General features: G+C 72.4%; 18 protein-coding genes. 12 read left to right on the top strand and 6 right to left on the bottom strand.

Translation table 11 applies throughout. The features are described 5' to 3' along the window. From ACFW6B_RS19505 to ACFW6B_RS19485, 5 genes are all read left to right on the top strand, one after another. Positions 1-364 (top strand): RNA polymerase sigma factor (locus ACFW6B_RS19505; RefSeq protein ID WP_386597645.1); only part of this gene is annotated, 364 nt, incomplete at its 5' end. Then, positions 361-1,191 carry a hypothetical protein gene (locus tag ACFW6B_RS19500; protein ID WP_386597643.1) on the top strand — a complete coding sequence of 277 codons (831 nt, stop codon included), beginning with the start codon at positions 361-363 and terminating at the stop codon, positions 1,189-1,191. The genes ACFW6B_RS19505 and ACFW6B_RS19500, both read left to right, overlap by 4 nt. Positions 1,192-1,448: 257 nt before the next feature. Beyond that, positions 1,449-1,946 carry a TnsA-like heteromeric transposase endonuclease subunit gene (locus ACFW6B_RS19495; RefSeq protein WP_386597641.1) on the top strand — a complete coding sequence of 166 codons (498 nt, stop codon included), beginning with the start codon at positions 1,449-1,451 and terminating at the stop codon, positions 1,944-1,946. Beyond that, positions 1,844-2,071 carry a hypothetical protein gene (locus ACFW6B_RS19490; RefSeq protein WP_386597654.1) on the top strand — a complete coding sequence of 76 codons (228 nt, stop codon included), beginning with the start codon at positions 1,844-1,846 and terminating at the stop codon, positions 2,069-2,071. The genes ACFW6B_RS19495 and ACFW6B_RS19490 overlap by 103 nt, the downstream gene beginning before the upstream one ends. After that, positions 2,046-2,849 carry a hypothetical protein gene (locus ACFW6B_RS19485; RefSeq protein WP_386597640.1) on the top strand — a complete coding sequence of 268 codons (804 nt, stop codon included), beginning with the start codon at positions 2,046-2,048 and terminating at the stop codon, positions 2,847-2,849. The genes ACFW6B_RS19490 and ACFW6B_RS19485 overlap by 26 nt, the downstream gene beginning before the upstream one ends. A 65-nt stretch (positions 2,850-2,914) precedes the next feature. On the opposite strand, the gene ACFW6B_RS19480 is transcribed toward ACFW6B_RS19485, so the two are convergent. Next, a protein-coding gene (locus ACFW6B_RS19480; protein WP_386597652.1) for an IS5 family transposase occupies positions 2,915-3,714 on the bottom strand; the annotation gives its coding sequence in 2 pieces (ribosomal slippage) (positions 2,915-3,376 and positions 3,379-3,714; 798 coding nt in all). A 450-nt stretch (positions 3,715-4,164) separates the two neighbouring features. Further along, a complete protein-coding gene (locus tag ACFW6B_RS19475; protein WP_386597638.1) occupies positions 4,165-5,130 on the bottom strand; it encodes a pirin family protein in 966 nt (321 codons plus the stop codon). Between the two features lie 138 nt (positions 5,131-5,268). Here ACFW6B_RS19475 and ACFW6B_RS19470 point away from each other — a divergent pair, with 138 nt between their 5' ends. Together ACFW6B_RS19470 and ACFW6B_RS19465 are read left to right on the top strand one after the other, a co-directional pair. After that, positions 5,269-5,616 (top strand): tetratricopeptide repeat protein, encoded by a 348-nt coding sequence (locus tag ACFW6B_RS19470; protein WP_386597636.1) that lies wholly within the window; start codon positions 5,269-5,271, stop codon positions 5,614-5,616. 115 nt (positions 5,617-5,731) lie between these two features. Then, entirely contained in the window at positions 5,732-6,391 is a 660-nt protein-coding gene (locus tag ACFW6B_RS19465; protein WP_386597634.1) for a peptide deformylase, read from the top strand. A gap of 200 nt (positions 6,392-6,591) precedes the next feature. On the opposite strand, the gene ACFW6B_RS19460 is transcribed toward ACFW6B_RS19465, so the two are convergent. Then, complete coding sequence (locus ACFW6B_RS19460; protein ID WP_386597632.1) at positions 6,592-8,025, bottom strand: dihydrolipoyl dehydrogenase family protein; 1,434 nt, start codon at positions 8,023-8,025, stop codon at positions 6,592-6,594. A gap of 182 nt (positions 8,026-8,207) precedes the next feature. On the opposite strand from ACFW6B_RS19460, the gene trxA reads away from it, so the two are divergent. Next, positions 8,208-8,585, top strand: coding sequence for a thioredoxin (gene trxA, locus ACFW6B_RS19455; RefSeq protein ID WP_386597630.1), 378 nt, complete (start codon positions 8,208-8,210; stop codon positions 8,583-8,585). A 67-nt stretch (positions 8,586-8,652) separates the two neighbouring features. Here the strand turns inward: trxA and ACFW6B_RS19450 are convergent, their stop codons facing one another. Further along, the gene (locus ACFW6B_RS19450; protein ID WP_386597628.1) at positions 8,653-9,861 is read right to left on the bottom strand and encodes a 4-hydroxybenzoate 3-monooxygenase; all 1,209 of its coding nucleotides are present in this window, start codon (positions 9,859-9,861) and stop codon (positions 8,653-8,655) included. Positions 9,862-9,993: 132 nt separating this feature from the next. Further along, complete coding sequence (locus ACFW6B_RS19445; protein WP_386597626.1) at positions 9,994-11,031, bottom strand: LacI family DNA-binding transcriptional regulator; 1,038 nt, start codon at positions 11,029-11,031, stop codon at positions 9,994-9,996. A 168-nt stretch (positions 11,032-11,199) separates the two neighbouring features. Here ACFW6B_RS19445 and ACFW6B_RS19440 point away from each other — a divergent pair, with 168 nt between their 5' ends. The 4 genes from ACFW6B_RS19440 to ACFW6B_RS19425 all read left to right on the top strand — a co-directional run bounded on the left by ACFW6B_RS19440 (position 11,200) and on the right by ACFW6B_RS19425 (position 15,144). Continuing rightward, complete coding sequence (locus tag ACFW6B_RS19440; RefSeq protein WP_386597624.1) at positions 11,200-12,624, top strand: amidase; 1,425 nt, start codon at positions 11,200-11,202, stop codon at positions 12,622-12,624. A 26-nt stretch (positions 12,625-12,650) separates the two neighbouring features. After that, positions 12,651-12,869, top strand: coding sequence for a hypothetical protein (locus tag ACFW6B_RS19435; RefSeq protein WP_386597622.1), 219 nt, complete (start codon positions 12,651-12,653; stop codon positions 12,867-12,869). A gap of 164 nt (positions 12,870-13,033) precedes the next feature. Next, positions 13,034-14,518 (top strand): SPFH domain-containing protein, encoded by a 1,485-nt coding sequence (locus ACFW6B_RS19430; RefSeq protein ID WP_386597620.1) that lies wholly within the window; start codon positions 13,034-13,036, stop codon positions 14,516-14,518. Positions 14,519-14,688: 170 nt separating this feature from the next. Further along, positions 14,689-15,144: a type II toxin-antitoxin system PemK/MazF family toxin gene (locus ACFW6B_RS19425; protein ID WP_386597618.1), complete on the top strand. Its 456-nt coding sequence runs from the start codon at positions 14,689-14,691 to the stop codon at positions 15,142-15,144. 368 nt (positions 15,145-15,512) lie between these two features. Here ACFW6B_RS19425 and ACFW6B_RS19420 read toward each other — a convergent pair whose 3' ends face one another. Then, positions 15,513-16,346, bottom strand: coding sequence for a TIGR02452 family protein (locus ACFW6B_RS19420; protein ID WP_386597616.1), 834 nt, complete (start codon positions 16,344-16,346; stop codon positions 15,513-15,515). Positions 16,347-16,446: the final 100 nt, after the last annotated feature.

Here is a 16,446-nt window from a genome sequence, read left to right as displayed (position 1 = left end):
CCGAAACAGCGTCCACAACTCGTCCGGCACCAACCGCTCCACCAGATCAGTCATGCACGGCTCAACGAGTGATCACGCCATTAGAAACGGTGTCTTAGAGGCAGCACAGACGGCCATGGAGCAACTGCCGCGTCAACGAAGGGCGATTGCACAGCTGTACTGGCTCGCCGGCTACTCGACCTCGGAGATCGCTGCGCTTTTGGGGGTCGCGCAGTCCGGGGTGCGCAAACACATCGCCCTGGCGGGCCGCGCGATCCGAGCGGCGGTCGAGCCGCACGTCCACGTGCGCATGCCGATGGAGTGCCTCTACCCCGTCACAGAACAAGATTCCGACAAACCGGTCACCGCGGAGGAGGGCGGATGATGGACCAGGGCAAAGAGCGCTTCGACGAGTCCGAGCTGTCGCTGGGCGAACTGATCCGCGAGGCGGACGCGCTGGTCCCGCCCGCCGGCGACAACAACCTCCAGCACCGCAGGGCAGAACTCATCGCGTGGATGACCGCAGACGCGGACGAGGCCGACCACATGGAGGCCACGCCCCAGGGAGCTGCGGCCACGACGACCGCGCCCTTCGACGAAGCAACCGGCGCTGTCGTTCCGGCCGAGGCCGAGGAGACCCTGGTGCTGATCCGGCACGACGGTAGCCGCAGCGACGATGCGCCGCAGAACTCCGTCCCGAACCTGCGCGTCTGGTTCGGGTGGCGCTTCGCGACGGCGGCCGTGGCGGCGGTCGTCGGATTCATGACGATCGTCGCGATGCCCAGCGCCGAGCCGCCTCCGCTCCGGCCGGCCGTGACCCCAACCACTCCGGCGGCCCCCATCCCCCCACCACCTGTCACGCGCGGGACAGGCCACTGGATCGTCCAGCTCGCGTCGATCCCCAAAACGGACGGACGAGCCGCAGGCGTACAAGCTCTCAACGCCCTGCGACCAAGGATCCCCACGGCAGAACTCATCGACAGCGACCGGTTCGCCTCCCTGCGCCCTGGCTACTGGGTCGTCATCGACTCCGGCCCCTACACCTCAGGCGCCGACGCCGTCGCGTTCTGCCACCGATCAGGTCTTACACACAGGCACGACTGCCGTGGGCGCTACCTGTCCGGCAATGCGGCGGACGCCAACCGCGTGTGCGAACCGGACAGCTCATCCCCACCCCGGTCCTGCCGCAAGGAAAACGACGGCGAGAACTGACGACCGGCTCTCACCGCCCGAGCTCGCGGGGAGCGCGAGAGCCCGTTCCGCCCCTTTCCGGGGATATGAAAGGAAATAGTCATGGCATTGTCCACTCTTGTCCTTGGCACACTCGTTCTCGTCACGGTGATCGCGGGCGCGGCGGTCACCGGCTGGCTGGCGTACCGCCATCCGCGGCTTCGAGACCCGCTACAGGCGGCTGCGGCCTTCACCATGCTCGCTGAGGCAGTCTCGGTCTATATGAGGCATCGGGTCGTATGCCTCGCTCAATGTCGGGCATCTACTGGCGTGTCTCAATCAATCTGAGGTACCGGACGCCCCTGGCACCTACGGTCGTCGTACCTGGTCAGCGCCGAGTGAGGGTGGCAGCGATGGCTTCGCAGCCATTCCGGTTGTCGTGGCGGGATGGCGGGCGGGTGAGGTACACGCCGGACTACTTCGTACGGCATCGGGACGGCACCGTCGTGGTGCTGGATGTACGTCCGGACGATCTGATCCCGCCGGACGACGTGGAGAAGTTCGCGGTCACGACCGTGGCCTGTGCTCAGGTCGGCTGGGGTTACGAGCGGGCCGGAGTGCAGGATCCAGTGTTGGCGGCGAATCTGCGCCGGCTGTCGGGCTACCGGCATCCGCGGGGAGGCGGGAGCCGGTGGTGGCCGCGCTCACGACGGTGTTCACCGAGTCGTGCGGGCTGCTGGCTGGGGCCCGTGCGGTCGGTGATCCCATTGCCGTGCTGCCCGTGCTTTTCCATCTGATCTGGCGCCAGGAACTCTCCGTCGGTCTGAAGGACGGGCTCCTCTCGCCCGCCACGCCGGTACGGCCTGCGGCCGTGTTCGCGAAGGAAGTGGGCGGGGATGCCGAGGCTGCTGTCGCTGGGTGACCGGGTCCGTTACGACGGGCGTGAGCACACCGTCGCCACCCTGCACGGCACCTCGGTGCGGCTGATCGCCGATGACCAGGCCCCGAGCGTCGTCCTGCTGGGCCATCTGCCCGCCTCCGATGACTTCGCGGTGATCACCAGCGTCGGCCCGGGCCGCCCGCCGCCTCTGGAAGAAGGGGTTTTGGAGGGCTTGCCCAAGGAGGCGGTGACGCGGGCCCGGTGGTGGCAGCGGCACCTGACCGAGCTGCTCACAGGCCGTCCGGACGGCGATCCGCATGCTCCGGTGCGGGCCGAGTACGACCCGGCGGTGCACTCGCTGCGGCAGCGGGAGCTGGCCAAGGTGGCCGAGCTACGGGAGGTCGGCGAGGACGTGGGCTTGAGCACCCTGCAACGGCTCCGCGCCCGTTTCGAGAACGAGGGGGTGTCCGGTCCGGTGGACGGGCGGCTGCGGAAATCCGCCACCGGCACCGGTCTGGCCGATCCGCGAGTGGTGGCCGCGATCGAGAAGGTGACGGACATCCGGAAGGGCGGCATGGATGTGCACATGGAAGACACCAAGGACAAGGCCGACACCACACCGAAGCTCATCGAGCGCGCCTACGCCAAGTTCCTGCTCAGCAGCCCCGTCGGGCAGACTTCACCCGGCGGAACGCCGACCCGGGCGATGACCGGTGAGGAGCCCACCAGGTTCATGCCGGATGGCAGCAGCCTCCCCGCCCACCGTCCGCTTCGAAAAGTGATTTGCAGCCGATCAGGAATGGCTGGCTGGCCCGCTTGACCAACCCCAAAGGGCGTCAACCTAACAGAAACGAACAGCGAGTTGACCAAGGCTAAGAAGTCATCTCATTTGGTGAGTCGGCGGTAGCAGATGAGGGTGCAGGCGATGGCGGCGAAGGCGAGGAAGTGTTCGGCCTTGCGTTCGTAGCGGCGGTGGAGTCTGCGGCAGCCGACGAGCCAGGCGACGGATCGCTCCACGACCCAGCGGTGACGGCCCAGGTGGGTGGAGGACTCGATGCCGCGCCGGGCCAGGCGGCGAGTGATGCCCCGGCTGCGGAGCCATCGCCGCAGGTGGCGGTAGTCGTATCCCTTGTCGCCGTGCAGCTTGCCGGGCCTGCGGCGGCGCGGACCGCGGCGTGAGCGGATCGGCGGGATGCCCCGCACGAGCGGCTTCAGGCCCTGCCTGTCGTGCATGTTCGCACCCGAGATGCCCACCGACAGAGGAAGTCCGGTCCGCTCGGTGATCAAATGGATCTTCGACCCGTACTTGCCGCGATCCACCGGATTCGGACCTGTCAGACCCCCTTTTTCAGGGCCCGCATGTTCACCGAGTCGATCACGCAGCGGGACCAGTCCAGTTCCCCGCGGGAGCCGAGCTCGTCCAGGACCAGGCGATGGAGCTTCGCCCACACCCTGGCCTTGGACCACTCGGTGAAACGCCGGTGAGCAGTGGCTCCCGAAGGCCCGAACGAGGTGGACGGAAGCTGCTGCCACGTGCAGCCCGACGTGGCCACGAACACGATTGCAGCCAGCACCTCCCGGTCACCGTGCCGCCGCCGACCACCGCCCTGAGGCCGGCTCGGTGCCTCCGGCACCACCCGCTGGAACAACTCCCACAACTCATCCGGCACCAGCCGCTCAACGATCCCCACACCCACAGATTACCGAACAAGCCAAATGAGATGACCTCTAATTACAGGACGACCAAGGGCACGATTGTGCACTTCCCACAACCCGGCCCCCGGCCGTCCATCGCCACAGCCGCTTCGACAACAGGCTCCCGATCGACATCCGGTCCGCATGGCTGCTCCGCAGTCACGGGAAGCGCGAACAGCTCCGTCGCCCGACACGAACTCGCTTACGTGGCCACCCAGCCGTCATGCACCAATAACTGACGATGCATCAGGAAAGTCAGCATGGAGTCAGCGTGAGGACTACCAGAGACGCCCACACCTTGCCGAACTCTGGAGACGCGCGGCGTCCCGCCACCGGTCTCCGGAATCCTGGCAGCCGTCACCACAGCCTTCACGCAAGGCCAGGAGGTCCGGGCCGGCCGGAAGACGGCCGCGATCGCACGCTCCAGCCGTCTATGCAGGTCAGCGCACTCTCCCCCGGGGTTTCAGCGGCCCCGGCGGCAGTTCGGGGGCGGCCAGGGGATCCCCGTCGTAGCCCTTGACCTCGCCGAATCTCGACCCGGTCATCCAGTCCGAACGGGCTTCCGCGATGTCCTCGTTGGACCGTCCGATGAAGTTCCACCACATGATCAGCTCCTCCTCGAACGGCTCACCGCCCAGCAGCATGAGGGCCGCGTCGCTCACGGCGCGCAGGGGGAGCTCCGTGCGGCCGCAGCCGAGGTAGAGCATGGAGCCGGGGAGCACCGGCACGCCGTCCACGTGGGCCTCGCCCGACATGGAGAGGACGGCGTACTCGAAGTCGGGCTCCAGCGGCAGACGTACGTCCGCGCCGCTCGTGAGGGCCAGGTCGGCGCCGACGATCGGCGTGTACGTCGTGCCGGGCGAGGCCGCGCCGTCGAGCGTGCCCAGCAGGAGCGTGCCCCGCAGGCCGGGGGCGGTGACGACGGGCAGCTCAGCGTGGTGCTCGAAGTGCGGGTCGGTGTGCCGGTGGCTGTCCGGCAGCGCGACCCAGAGCTGCGCGCCGTGCAGCAGGCGGGAGTGCTCGCGGGGGCTCTCCTCGGAGTGGCTGATGGCGCGGCCCGAGGTCATGAGGCCGAGTTCGCGCGGGCGGATCGTCTGGAGGCTGCCCGTGGAGTCGCGGTGCAGGACCTCGCCCTCGTGCAGCCAGCTCACGGTCTGCAGGCCCATGTGGGGGTGCGGCGGGACCTGCATGCCGGGCTCGTCGGCGATGTCGTCGGGCCCGTAGTGGTCGACGAAGCACCACGCGCCGACCATGCGCCGGCCGAGGTTGGGCAGCAGACGGCGGACCTCGGTCGACTCGCCGAGCTTGACCCGGCGCGGGCTGAGGAGTTCGCGCACCGGCTCGGACACCACGAACCCACGGCCGCCGCAGGGGGCGGGAACCGGCTTCCGGTCAAGATTGCTCATGGCGCCCAACCTAGCCCCGCCGGACGCCTCCCGTCAGTCCGCCGATCCGCCTGTCGAGGGACACACGGCCCGGAACCGACAGGGTCGTGGAATATTCAACCGACCAGTGCGGTTGTGGCCCCCCGAAGGAGGTCGGCGGTGGACACGACGTACTACGACCACGGGACGGCCGCGGAACGCTGGGAGCGGGCGCGGATGTTCTTCGAGGCCAAGGACTACTCCGCGGCGGCACGCGTGCTGGGCGGGCTCGTCGAGGAGGTGCCGGAGCAGACCGGCCCCCGGCTGCTGCTGGCGCGCTCCTACTACCACTCGGCCCAACTGCGCCGCGCAGAAGCCGAGTTGCGCACGATCGTGGAGCTCGACCCGGTCGAGCACTACGCCAGGCTGATGCTCGGACGCACGCTCCAGCGCCTCGGCCGGCCCGGCGAGGCGGTCCCGCACCTGCGGATCGCGTCCGCGCTCGGGGGCGACTTCGAAGAGGCCTGAGAATTCGAAGAGGCCTGAGAAGGGGCCCGCTCCGGGTCCGGTCCGTACGAGGAAAGTCGCGGGGCTTCCCCCGTGCCGCCTCGATCCCGTCGGTCCGGGTTGGCATCCTGGCGCGATGGCATCCGAACCCGACCACAGCGCCCCGCGCATCACCCTGAACGACCTGGTCGAGGAACTCCTCGGCCACGAGGGTCCGTTGCCGATCGTCGCGGCGGGCGACCCCGTGCTGCGCCGGGTCACTCAGCCGTACGACGGGCAGCTCGGCCCGGGGCTGCTGGCACGGTTCGTCGCCGCCCTGCGCGCCACGATGCACGCGGCGCCGGGTGTCGGTCTCGCCGCGCCGCAGGTCGGCGTGCCGCTGCGGATCGCCGTCGTCGAGGACCCGGCGCCGGTCCCGGACGAGGTGCGCCTCGTGCGCGGGCGGGTGCCGCAGCCGTTCCGGGTGCTGGTCAATCCCTCGTACGAGGGGATCGGCCCGGGACGGGCGGCGTTCTTCGAGGGCTGCCTGAGCGTTCCGGGCTGGCAGGCCGTGGTGGCCCGGCACTCCGAGGTGCGGCTGACGGCGCTCGACGAGCACGGGCGGGCCGTCGACGAGGTGTTCGGCGGCTGGCCCGCGCGCATCGTCCAGCACGAGACGGACCACCTGGACGGCATGCTCTACCTCGACCGCGCGGAACCGCGCTCGCTGTCCTCGAACCAGGCGGTGGCGGAACTCTGGTCCCAGCCGGCACCGGGACGGGCGGCCGAAGCACTGGGCTTCCCCCTTCCGGACTGACACCCGGCCCCGGCCCGTTCACGGACGACGATGCCGGCGAACGGGCCGGCGCCCTCCCCGGGGGCGAGGAGAGCGGGCTCGCCCCCGGGGGGCTGGTCCGTTCGGGTGCGACCGTCCTCCTCCCGGGGGAGCCCGCCGCGACCCGGCCCCGGCCTCCGTCCGGGGCCGCCACGCGCGGCGAGCGGATCGCGCGGTCCGGCTCACGCGTCCCGGTACGCCTCCAGGAGCCTCAGCCAGACCTCGCTGACCGTCGGGTAGGACGGGACGGCGTGCCACAACCGCTCGACGGGGACCTGGCCGACGACGGCGATGGTCGCGGAGTGGATGAGCTCACCGACACCGGGACCGACCAGGGTGAGACCGAGGACGATCTCGCGGTCGAGGTCGACGACCATGCGGGCCTTGCCCCGGTAGCCGTCCGCGTACAGTCCGGCGCCCGCCACCGAGGCCATGTCGACGTCCACGGCCCGGACCCGGTGACCGGCCCGCTCCGCCTCCGCGAGGGACAGGCCCACGGCCGCCGCCTCCGGGTCGGTGAAGACGCACTGCGGGACGGACGCGTGGTCGGCGGTGGCGGAGTGCGCGCCCCAGGGGTCCGTCTCCAGGATCGGCACCCCCGCGGCGCGCGCGGCGATGGCGGCACCCGCGATCCGGGCCTGGTACTTGCCCTGGTGGGTGAGCAGCGCACGGTGGTTGACGTCGCCGACCGCGTAGAGCCAGTCGCTGCCGACGGCCCGGAGGCTGTCGTCGACCTCGATCCAGCCGCCCGGTTCCAGGCCGACCGTCTCCAGGCCGACGTCGTCGGTGTGCGGTACGCGGCCGGTCGCGAACAGGATCTCGTCGGCCTCGATGCGGTCACCGGTGTCCGTGAGGGTGACCACCGTCGAGCCCTCGCGCGAGACGGCGGTCACCGAGGTGCCGGTGCGCACGTCCGCACCCGCCTCGGCCAGGGCCTCGGCGACCAGTTCTCCGGCGAAGGGTTCCATGCGGGGCAGCAGGCCCTTGCCGCGGACCAGGAGGGTGACCTCGGAGCCGAGCGCCTGCCAGGCCGTGGCCATCTCGGCGGCGACGACCCCGCCGCCCACCACGATCAGCCGCCCGGGCACGGCGTGCGCGCTGGTGGCCTCGCGGCTCGTCCACGGCTTGACCCGGTCGAGGCCCGGGAGGTCGGGGAGCTGGGCGCGGGTGCCGGTGCAGACCGCGACCGCGTGCCGGGCGGTCAGCACCTTGCGTTCGCCGTCGGGCCCGTCGACCGTCACGGTGCGCGCTCCGGCGAGCCGGCCGTGTCCGCGGTGGAAGTCGGCGCCGATGCCGTCCAGCCAGGCGAGCTGGCCGTCGTCCTTCCAGTCCGAGGTGAACCAGTCGCGGTGGGCGAGCACCGCGGAGGCGTCGAGGGGGCCTTGCACGGCGGCGGCGAGGCCGGGGACGCGGCGGGCGTCGGCGCGGGCGATGGCCGGGCGGAGGAGGGCCTTGCTGGGCATGCACGCCCAGTACGAGCACTCGCCGCCGACCAGTTCGCTCTCCACGACCGCGGTCGAGAGGCCCGCGGCGCGGGCGCGGTCGGCGACGTTCTCCCCCACGGGTCCGGCACCGAGCACCACGACGTCGTACACGATGGATTCCGTTTCCGTCATGGGGTCCAGTCTGGTTGCCCGCGCGCCCCGTGGCCACACGGTGCGCCCCCGCGCCACGCGGTGTACACCCCGGTGCCACGCGGTATGCGCCGGGGCCACATGGGTACTCGTCCGGAATAGACCCCTGGTGGGTGGCGTTGTGCTGACCGGCGTGACCCGGACACGAGGAAGAGGGAAATGGAATGAGCAGCACCGTCGAACTCACCAAGGAGAACTTCGACCAGACGGTCACGGACAACGAGTTCGTCCTGATCGACTTCTGGGCGGAGTGGTGCGGGCCGTGCCGTCAGTTCGCCCCGGTCTACGAGAAGGCCGCCGAGGCCAACCCCGACCTGGTGTTCGCCAAGGTCGACACGGAGGCGCAGCCGGAACTGGCCGCGGCCTTCGACATCCGGTCGATCCCGACCCTGATGATCGTCCGCGACCAGGTCGCGATCTTCGCCCAGCCCGGCGCGCTGCGCTCGACCGACCTGACCGAGGTCATCGAGTGGGCCCGGAAGCAGAACATGGACGAGGTGCGCAGGTCGGTCGCCGCCCAGCAGGCGGAGAAGGCCGAATAGGGCCCCGGCACGCTCCCGGGCGCCCGGGCCGCGTGAGCCGGTCGCCGACGGGCCGGCCGTCCACCGGTCAGCGGCGGGACTCCGCGGCCTCCCGCGGCCGGGGTGCCAGCGGAAGTCCCGTGTAGTTGGCGGCCAGTTCGGCGGCGGCGGAACGGGACTCCGTGATCCGGCGCAGCCGCGCGAGCTGCAACCGGCGTTCGAAGGCGTCCTCGTGCGGATGCGCGTGCAGCATCCTGGTCATGTCGTACGAGAAGCGCGTGGCCTGCCACACGCGTTCCAGGGCCGTCCGCGAGTACCGGTCCAGGAGTTCCGTCGACCCGGTGCGGTGCAGTCCGGCGAACGCGCGCGCCAGGATCCGTACGTCCGACACCGCGAGGTTGAGCCCCTTGGCGCCGGTCGGCGGCACGATATGGGCGGCGTCCCCGGCCAGGAGCAGCCGCCCGTGGCGCATCGGCTCGTGGACCCAACTGCGCATGGGAGTGACCGACTTGGCGGTGACGGGACCGCGTTCCAGCCGCCAGTCGCCGGCGACCTCGAAACGCGCGGCCAGTTCGTCCCAGATCCGCTCGTCGGGCCAGTCGCCCGCGTCGGTGCCGTTCGGGACCTGGAGGTAGAGCCGGGACACCGACGGGGAGCGCATGCTGTGCAGGGCGAAGCCGGTGGTGCCCCGGGCGTAGACCAACTCCTCGCAGGAGGGCGGCACATCGGCGAGGACGCCGAGCCAGGAGTACGGGTGGTCGTACGCGTACGAGCGGCCCGTCCCGGCGGGGAACGCGGCGCGCGCGACACCGTGGCCGCCGTCGCAGCCCACCACCCAGTCGCAGCGCAGCGTGCGCTCGTTCCCCTCGTGCGCGAACCGCACGACGGGGGAGGCCGTCTCCGGCCCCTCCACGGCGAGCGCCTCGGCCTCGAACAACAGGGTCGGCCCGTCCGCGAGTTGGAGGGCGACGAGATCCTTCACGATCTCCGTCTGGGCATAGATCGTGACGGTTCGGCCGCCGGTGAGCCCGGGGAAGTCGATGTGATGGCGTTCGCCCTCGAAGCGCAGCTCGATCCCGTGGTGGACCATGCCCTCGGCGTCCAGCCGTCCGCCCGCCCCGCACTCGCGCAGGGCGTCGACCGTGCCCTGCTCCAGCATCCCGGCCCGCTGGCGGCGCTCGACGTACGCGCGCGTCCTGCTCTCCAGGACGACACAGTCGATCCCCGTCCGGTGCAGCAGACGGGCCAGCAGAAGTCCCGCCGGGCCCGCGCCGATGATGCCGACCGTCGTCCGCATGACACGCCTCCGGTGTCCGATGCCGCCGGGGCCCAGTTCCGGCACGGGGCCGGCCCCGCCGCGCACGGGCCGGGCGGACGGGCCCGGTGCCGCGAGGACGGCGGACCTCGCCTGTCGCGGCACCAGCCTCCCTCAACTCGACGCGCGGTGCACCACTCGCGCGCCGAGCACTTCGTGCGTCTCGGGCTCCGCGCCCGGTTCACGGACCGCGCGGTCGACGAGGTCGGCGAGGTCGCGCCCCGAGGGCAGGTCGAGGTGCACGGTGCTCAGCCGGGGCCGGAGCAGCCTGCCGAGCATGAGGTCGTCGGCGCCGACGACCGCGGTCTCCTCCGGCACGGCGACGCCCTCGTCCTGGAGGGCGCGCATGAGGAGCATCGCGTACTCGTCGTTGTACGCGAAGACCGCGTCGAGGCCGAGGGAACGCCAGCGCGCGGCGAGCCGGGCGGCGGCCTCCTCCTCGTACGCCAGCGGCAGTTCGGTCACCGTCGCGTCCGTGCCGCGCAGGGCCCGCCGGACGCCGTCGAGGCGGGGCCCGGAGAAGACGTCCAGGCCGCTCTCCTCGGGCATCACCACACCGATCCGGCGGCGGCCCGCGGCCAGCAGGTGGACGCCCGCGCAGTGGCCGACCTGGTCGTGGTTCATGAGCAACGCGTGGGCGCCCTCGACCCGTTCGGGGCCCAGGGTGACAACCGCGCGGGCACCGGCCCGCTTCAGGACCGCCACGCCCTGCGGACCGAGACCGCTGCCGGGCACCAGGACGGCGACCGGGCGCAGTTCGGCCCAGGCGCGGGCGGCCTCGTCGCCGCGCAGGCCGACGCTGCCGTACTGCACGACGGTGTAGTCGAGCCGGCCGAGTTCCGACTGGAGTTCGGCGAAGAACCGGTGGTAGAGCGGGCCGACGGGAACGGCCGGGGCGGGCATCAGGACCATGCGGCTGTGTCCGGCGCGCAGGCTGCGGGCGGCCGCGTGCGGAACGTACCCGAGTTCCTCGGCCGCCTCACGGACCCGGCGCCGGGTGGGTTCGCTGATCCGGACGGCACTGGTGTTGTTCAGGACGTACGAGACGGTCGCGCGGGAGACACCCGCGAGGCGTGCCACGTCGGCACTGGTCGGTACGGGCCGTCGTACGGGCGCCGACGGGGCGGCGGACTGTTTCGGTATCTGCACCATGACGCGACGCATCCTTGCAGAGGGCCCGGAGAGCGCTCGCGCAGGGGCACCCGATCGAGCCCCGGATTTACGGAACTCCCGCCTCCGTAAAGGAGGTTGAGCGCCCGGTACCGCCGAGCCGGTCCAGAGGTTACCGTTCGGTAGACGACCGTTTCGGAGGTGAACCGGATGGCTCCCGACCGTGCCCCTGGGCTGACGGAGAGCGCGCGTGCGCTGGCCTCGGGCGAGGTGGGTTCGCGCGAGCTGGTCGAGCGGGCGCTCGCCCGGATCGAGGCGGCCCGGCCCACGGTGAACGCCTTCCGGCTGGTGCGCGCCGAGGCCGCCCTCGCGGAGGCCGACGCGGCGGACGCGGAGCTGGCCGCCGGCGTGCGCAGGCCGCTGCTCGGAGTGCCGGTCGCGGTCAAGGACGACATGGACGTGGCCGGCGCGCCGACCGCGTTCGGCTGCGCGGGGGACTTCCCGCCGGTGGCCGAGGACGGCGAGGCGGTCCGCCGGCTGCGGGCGGCCGGGGCCGTCGTGGTCGGCAAGACCAACACCTGCGAGCTGGGCCAGTGGCCCTTCACCGAGGGCCCCGCCTTCGGCGCGACCCGCAACCCCTGGCACCACGGGCACACCCCGGGCGGCTCGTCCGGGGGTTCCGCGGCCGCGGTGGCCGCGGGTCTGGTGCCCGCGGCGCTGGGCTCGGACGGCGCGGGCTCCGTGCGCATCCCGGCCGCCTGGACCCATCTGGTCGGCATCAAACCGCAGCGCGGCCGGATCTCGACCTGGCCGCGCCCGGAGTCCTTCCACGGCATCACCGTCAACGGCACGCTCGCCCGTACGGTCGCGGACGCCGCCCTGCTGCTCGACGCGGCGAGCGGCAGCCACGAGGGGGACCTGCACCGGCCCGCGGCGCTGCGCGTCCACGACGCCGTGGGCCGCGACCCGGGCCGGCTGCGTATCGCGCTGTCGCTGAAACCGCCCTTCACCGCGCTGCCCGCCCGGCTCGACCCCGCCGTACGGGCGAAGGTCATCGCGCTCGCGGAGCGGCTCGCCGTGCTCGGGCACACGGTCGAGGAGGCCGATCCGCGTTACGGGCCCATCGGGCTCACGTTCGTCCCGCGCGCCACGGCGGGGATCGCCGAACACGTGCGCGCCGTACCGTTCCCCGAGCTCCTGGACCGGCGCACGCACGGCGCGGCGCGCTTCGGCCGGCTGCTCGGCGGCGCGCCGCTGCGGGCGGCCCGCCGGGCCGAGGCCGCGCTGCAACAGAGCGTCGGGGCGCTGTTCGACACCTACGACGTACTGCTCGCGCCGACCACCGCCGCTCCCCCGCCGGCCATAGGCTCGATGCTCGGCCTGAGCGGCCTGCGCACCGACCGTGCCATGATCGCCGCCTGCCCGTACGCCTGGCCGTGGAACGTCCTCGGCTGGCCGGGCGTCAACGTCCCCGCGGGCTTCGTCGGCGAAGGGCTCCCGGTCGGCGCGCAGTTGCTCGGCCCGGCGGACAGCGAGCCGCTGCTGGTGTCGCTGGCCGCGCAGCTGGAGGCGGACCTGCGCTGGCACGAACGGTGGCCTCCGCACGAGGCGGCCGCGAACTCCCCGGCCGCGTGAGGGGCTTCGGGCCTTACGCTGTGGCCATGGACGATGCCTCGATGGTGGGTCTGACGGGACGGGTCACCGGCACGGTCGGCCCGGGGCTCGTCGGCGAGGTGATGGTCCGGGTGCGCGGCGGCGCCGAGCACTTCCTCGCGTACCCGGCGCTGCCGCAGGACCGTCTCGAACGGGGCACGGTGGTGACGGTGGTGGAGTACCTGCCGCCGCGCACGGTGTACGTCTCGGCCGCGTACGCCGGTTGAGCCGTCCCCGTCCCGGGCGGGGCCGGCCGAGCCGCCCTCGTCCCGGGTGAGAACCGTATGCGTCAAGAACGCAACAAGGATCCCCGCGTCCCTGTACCCCGTCGCCGGCGAGGAGCACACTCCCGTTCGTTCGGTGCCGAAAGGGCACCATCCAAAGGGGGCGTATGCCGATGGTCGTCGGCGTCGTCGCGGGGGCTGCCGTCCTCGCGCTCATCTTGTTCGTCGTGGTCTTCAAACTCATGTGGCGCGTCGCGGAACCCAACGAAGCGCTGATCATCTCCGGTTCGAAGCATCGGACCGAAGGTCTCGGGGAAGGCATGGGGTTCCGCATCGTGACGGGGCGCGGCACGCTGGTGCTGCCCGGTGTGCAGGCGGTGCGGAAGATCTCGCTCGACCTCAACGAGACCGAACTGCACGTGGACTGCGTGACCACCCAGGGCATTCCGCTCAAGGTGCGGGGCGTGGTCATCTTCAAGGTGGGCGACGACTTCGTGTCGATCGCCAACGCGGGGCGCCGCTTCCTCGACCAGCAGAAGATGATGGCGGAGCGGGTGCACAACGTGTTCGCCGGTCATCTGCGGTCCATCGTCGGCGGGTTGACCGTCGAGGAGATGATCCGCGACCGGGAGAAACTGACCGGCCAGACCCGGGCCGCCTGCGGTACGGAGATGGAGAAGCTCGGCCTGATCGTCGACTCGCTGCAGATCCACGAGATCGAGGACCCGACCGGGTACATCCGGAACCTGGCCATGCCGCACGCCGCCGCCGTCCAGCGTGACGCCCGCATCGCGCAGGCCGAGGCGAACCGGCTGGCCACCGAGGCCGAGCAGAAGGCCGCGGCGCGGATGGCGGAGGCGACCCGGGACAGCGAGATCCAGCAGGCCGGCTACCAGGCCGAGCGGGACAAGGCGGCGGCGAAGGCCCAGATGGCCGGCCCGCTCGCCGCGGCGGCCGCTCAGCAGGACGTCGTCGTCCAGGAGACGCGGGTCGCCGAACTCGAGGCGCACCGCCGTGAGCAGCAGCTCCAGGCGGACGTCCGCAAGCCGGCGGACGCCAGGGCGTACGAGATCCGGGCGCGGGCCGAGGCCGAGCGTGACGCGCGGATCTCGGCGGCGCAGGCCAAGGCCAGGGAGACCGAGCTCGCCGCGGCGGCCGAGGCGACCCGGGTCAAGACGGCGGCGAACGCCGAGGCCGAGGCGACCAAGGCACGCGGTGCCGCGGCCGCCGAGGCGACCCGGGCCACCGGTGAGGCCGAGGCCGCCGCCTCGCAGGCCAAGGGTCTGGCGACGGCCGAGGCGACCCGGGCCCAGGGTCTCGCGGAGGCGGAGGCCATCCAGGCCAGGGCCGCCGCGCTGGCCGAGAACCAGGAGGCCGTGGTCGCCCAGCAACTCGCCGAGAACTGGCCGGAGATCGTCCAGGCGGGCGCGAGCGCGTTCGGCAACGTGGATCACATGGTGCTGTTCAACGGGGCCGACGGCATGTCGGACCTGTTCGCCAAGGCGCTCACCATGGGAGGCACCGGCCTGGGCCTGGCACGCCAGTTGCTCGCCTCGATGAACCCGGAGGGGAACCCGGCCGGGAACCCGGCGGCGGAGCTCAACGGGTTCGCGCCGACGGTGAGCGAGAAGGTGCCCGTCGAGAAGGACTAGGGCCCGGGCGTACGGGAGTCGGGCCACGGCTCCCGTACGCCCGACACCGTTTTGCCGACGTGTGCGGCAGGTGCCGCCGGGGAGTTGGGGCAGGTCCCGGCCGCGCGCGGTGCCCTCCGGCTCCGGACCCGCCCGCCCCGGCCTCGAACGCAGGCTCTACCGTGGCCCGCGTGAACGCGTTTACCGATGAGACCGAAGAACACGTCCCCGGCCGCTACGGCCCCACCGCGACCACCGAGGCCGAGCCCCGCGAGGTCGGCCCCGTGAAGACCGAGTACTCCCCGGCGCACGACGGCGACCCCGATCCCGGTGAGATCGTCTGGACGTGGGTGCCCTTCGAGGAGAACGACGGCCGGGGCAAGGACCGCCCGGTGCTGGTCGTGGCCCGGGAGGCCGGGGGCACGCTGCTCGCCGTCCAGCTCTCCAGCAAGGCGCACAACGGCGACCGCGAGTGGGTCGCGATCGGCAGCGGGCCGTGGGACCGGACCGGGCGGGACTCCTGGGTGAACGCGGAGCGCGTGCTGCGGCTGCACGAGGAGGGGATGCGCCGGGAGGCCTGCGCGCTGGACCGCATGCGGTTCAACTCCGTGGTCCACCGGCTGCGGGAACGGCACGGCTGGCGCTGAACGCCCCCCGGCGACGGCCGCGCGACGCGGAGACCCCCGCAGGACCCGGGACGCCCGGGTGGCGCAGGACCCGGGCAACGCAGGACCCGGGCAACGCAGGACCCGGGTGGCGCAGGACCCGGGCAACGCAGGACCCGGGTGGCGCAGGACCCGGGCAACGCAGGACCCGGGCAACGCAGGACCCGGGCAACGCAGGACCCGGGTGGCGCAGGACCCGGGCAACGCGGGACCCGGGTGGCGCAGGACCCGGGCAACGCGGGCTCTGGACGGCGTAGGACCCGGGCGCGCGAGACCCGGGCGCGCGGGCGCGGCGCGGACCGTGCGGGCCGTGACGGTTGCGAGGTGCCGGGCGTGGTGCCCGGCGGGGCTCACGCCGGATGGGGCTCGGGAGCGAACACCTGCTCGAACGCCGCGCGGGTGGTCCGGCCCGGCGTGCGGTCCAGGATGCCGAACACCACGTGGTCGAAGTACCCCTCCAGGCGGCCCCCGGCCAGCACTCCGCTGAAGGCCCGCGCCACCTGCGCCGGGTCGTTCCGGAACACCCCGCAGCCCCAGGCCCCGAGGACCAGGCGGCGGTAGCCGTGGGCGGCGGCCGTCTCCAGGACGCGCTCGGCGCGGACCGCCAGCGCGCCCGGCAGACCGGACGCCCGCTCCGGGGCGGTGCGCAGGACGACCCCGGCGTTCGGGGCCGCCGAGGTCAGGAAACCCACCGGGAACGGCTCGTCGAGGAGCTTGCCGCGGTCGTCCCGGAACACCGGCACACCGGGTGAGTGAATGACACGGTCCGTGTAGAACGGGTCACGGTGGGCACGGTGGTGGTCGTAGAAACCCCGGGCCTCCAGCAGGCACGTGTACAGCGCGGAGGCCCTGCACAGGGCCTCCTCCTGGGCCTGCGCGCCGTTCAGATAGCCGCCGCCGGGATTGCGCGCCGAGGAGAAGTTCAGCACCGCGACCGGGTCCCCGCCCCCGGAGACCAGCCGACGGGCCGCCTCCAGGCTGCTCTCGCCCGTGACCTCGAACGATGTCACGGCCGGCGTCACCGACGGTGTCCCCACCGGCTCCGGTCCGTGCAGCAGCGTCCCGGCCCGCGCCGCCCCGACCGCGGCGGCGATGGACACCGCGCGCCCGGACGGGCCGCGGTAGCCGCCGGCCGCCACGATCTCCTCGGTCTCCCGGGCGATCGCACGCAGGCGCGCGCTCATGGCGCCACCCCCGTACGCGCCACGGACGCGGCCTGCGTGCGTTCCCCCGTCGTGCCCATGAACGCATCGTGAGTGATGCTGGTCGTGCGGCGCAACAGAG

The organism is Streptomyces sp. NPDC058751 (genome assembly GCF_042746485.1).
GTDB lineage: Bacteria > Actinomycetota > Actinomycetes > Streptomycetales > Streptomycetaceae > Streptomyces.
Note: the sequence above shows the minus strand (reverse complement) of the source record. Positions and strands in the feature narration are given on the sequence as shown.